Genomic DNA, 2,651 nt, shown 5'->3' with positions numbered 1-2,651 from the left:
TTTCCCTAGGGCTTTAGCTGTAGACGATTTTCCAGAGCTTGGAAGTCCCGCAAAGGCAATAAGCATTGATGTACTCCGTGTCGCGGGTCGATGAGTGCTAAAGGTTTTGCATGGTTCGGCACTTGGGAAACGCCGAGCATCCCCAAAACTGCTGCCCTGCTTTTGCCCCCGATTTCACTGTGCGTATCAGCAGCGCGCTGCCGCATTTCGGGCATTGCCGCTCGGCTGTCGGATCATTCCGGCGCTTAAGGTTTTGCACATGCTCGCGGTGGGTGGCGAGGGTCGGCGCGCGGCGACCGGTTTGTAGGGCGTGCAGCATGGCGTCGACTTCGGCCTCGCTAAATAGCGGCTGCTGGAATGACTTGATATAGCGGATAAAGCCGATGCCCTGGGTCACGTTGGCCGGGACTTCGGTTTTAAAAGTGCTGCCGCCGACAAAGGTGATGACCGAGTGCAGGTGCTCGGGGCTGACGCCAAGGGTGGCTTCCAGGGCTTTGAGGTGCTTGTAGTTCTGGCGCAGCGGGTTCTGGAACTTGAAGCGCTGCTTGTAGATCTGCTGCGTCCATTGCGCCTGCTGCTCGCTGCCGAAGATCCAGCCGCGCATGTTCTTGGTCTCCAGCACGAAGATGCCGAAGGGCGAGAGGAACACATGGTCGATCTGTGTGGTGCCGTCCGGCGTGGGCAGCGTCACGTCATGCAGGCGCCGGTAGACCTGACGATCCAGCCGATAGTGGGCCAACACCCGCACCAGCCGCTCGCCGAACCAGCCCTTGAACCAGGGCGTTTTCAGCAGGCCGATCAGCAGCATGGCCGGGATCAGCCATTTCAGAGTGTCGAGCAGCGGCTGGAGGATAGCGAGATAGTTCATGGCAGTCCTTTGCTGAGTCGGTGATGGGTATCGCTGCGCTCCACCTACGCAGCCCCCCATCCAGTGGCTATCAGGGTTTAGGGCTGATTATCGTGCCGTGGCTACTTCGTTGAACTTAACCACCTGTTCATAGTTGCCGAAGCCGTTGAGCACAAGCTTGACGGAGGGAATGGTGCTCAGGTCGTTGCGGGTCTGCTGGAAGATCAGGGTGACTTTGGTGGTGAGGTTGCGCACCAGCTCGATGGAGCCGTACTTCAGCTCCGTATTACCCACCAGGGTCTTTTCCAGGCGCAGGTTGTTGCCGTCCTGCTCGAATACCGCACTCACACTCCGCACGTTGATCTCGCGGTCCTTGTTGGTACTGGTGAACTCGAACACGCATGAAGGGGTTTGTGCGACGAAGTTGCAGCCGTTCAGGTTGATTCGTACGTTATCGACCATCTCCATGCGCTTGCCGAGCAAGGTGGGGCTTTCATTCTCGATGATGCGGTCTTGTTCCTGGGCGAACTCGAAGGAGGGCTTGGCGTACTCCATGCCGATCACGAAGAAGCCGGCGCAGAGGCCGACGGCCAATACCAGGTTGACGAGGCGACGCAGTACGGTAGGCAGGCGCCAGGTCATGATGGAAACCATCAGGGCTGACATGAAGATAAAGGTGGCGAAGATCGTCAGGACCGTCTTCCAGTTCACCACGCCCAGGCCGAACACCGTTGGGTCGGGGAATACATAGGTGATGACGGCCCAGCACAGGCCGATCAGGGTGGACAGGGCACCTGTCAGCCAGGCCAGGAGTTTTGCGGGGGTGTTTTGGATAGTGGCTTCCATCGTTACTTCTTCTTGCTTCCAGTGGTTGGCGTTGTGTTTTCGTTATGGGTGGTGCTCTTTAAGCCCGGCGCGGAGCAGCCTGGAGCTGCATTCCCACGCGGAGCGTAGGAATGATGAATGTTTCGTACGCGCTCAAGGCCTCTGGGGCAGTGGGTGCTGACTTGCAGGCAGCGCAGAACGCCCCTTTCGTCCGGCCGAGCGGAGTCGTTGTGGAGGGGGACGAGCCGCATGGATGCGGCGAGAGGCTTAAAGGGGCATGGATGCCCCTTGTAAGCCGGCCCCTGGAGCAACGATGTAGCGAGGGAATCCCGCCGCAGGCGGACCGGATGACGGGGCTAGACCTTTTGGTTCCTTTTGGGGCAATGCCAAAAGGAACCCGCCCAGCAGGGCGGAACCTGGGCTGCGGCATGCTGGCTGGTAGGTTCATGCCGAGGCCTTCCTGCCGCGTTTGGCCTTGGGGGCGGCGGCGCGTTGGGCCTGGATGCGTTCGAGCAGCAGGCTGGCGGGCTCGTCGTTCGGGTCTTGGGGCATCCGTTCGCCTCGACAAAATCGCCGGGAGCGATTTTGGACAGCCGTAGGCTGGGCCGAAGGCCGAGCCCCAGGGAAGGGGTGAGCAAAGGCCTTGGCTGCACGGTGCTGAGTCAGACGGTCGCCACGCAGCAGCATCAGGCGCTTTTCCTGCCGCGTTTGGCTTTGGGTGCGTCGGCGCGTTGGGCCCGGATGCGTTCGAGCAGCAGGCTGGCTGGTTCGTCGTTCGGGTCTTGGGGCACCAGTTCGCCACGAAAGGCCTTGGCCAGGATGCTTTGGGTCAGGCGGTCGATGCGCGCCTGGGCCGTGGTGACCTTGGCTTCCAGCTGGTCGGCAAAGGCGAAGAGCTGCTCGACGCGGCGGACGATTTCGGTTTGCTCTCCTGCTGGTGGAACAGGAAGTGGAAGCTCTCTGCAAATCTCTAGGGAAA

Annotated in this window: 2 protein-coding genes and 1 pseudogene; all 3 read right to left on the bottom strand. The window is 60.5% G+C overall.

Annotated features, from left to right (window positions below; all coding sequences use genetic code 11):
* Nucleotides 1-97: 97 nt before the first annotated feature.
* Entirely contained in the window at nucleotides 98-868 is a 771-nt protein-coding gene (locus PA6_RS22080) for a nuclease-related domain-containing protein (RefSeq protein ID WP_021703181.1), read from the bottom strand.
* Between the two features lie 87 nt (nucleotides 869-955).
* A complete protein-coding gene (locus tag PA6_RS22075; protein WP_021703180.1) occupies nucleotides 956-1,693 on the bottom strand; it encodes a hypothetical protein in 738 nt (245 codons plus the stop codon).
* 665 nt (nucleotides 1,694-2,358) lie between these two features.
* A pseudogene (locus tag PA6_RS23785) lies at nucleotides 2,359-2,651 on the bottom strand (restriction endonuclease subunit S); the annotation flags it as partial.

It is taken from the genome of Aquipseudomonas alcaligenes NBRC 14159, from assembly GCF_000467105.1.
Lineage (GTDB): Bacteria > Pseudomonadota > Gammaproteobacteria > Pseudomonadales > Pseudomonadaceae > Aquipseudomonas > Aquipseudomonas alcaligenes.
Note: the sequence above shows the minus strand (reverse complement) of the source record. Positions and strands in the feature narration are given on the sequence as shown.

What these genes read in the sequence shown, in the direction of transcription:
- PA6_RS22080 (WP_021703181.1), bottom strand. Translation starts at nt 868, where the DNA reads ATGAACTATCTCGCTATCCTCCAGCCGCTGCTCGACACTCTGAAATGG.
- PA6_RS22075 (WP_021703180.1), bottom strand. Translation starts at nt 1,693, where the DNA reads ATGGAAGCCACTATCCAAAACACCCCCGCAAAACTCCTGGCCTGGCTG.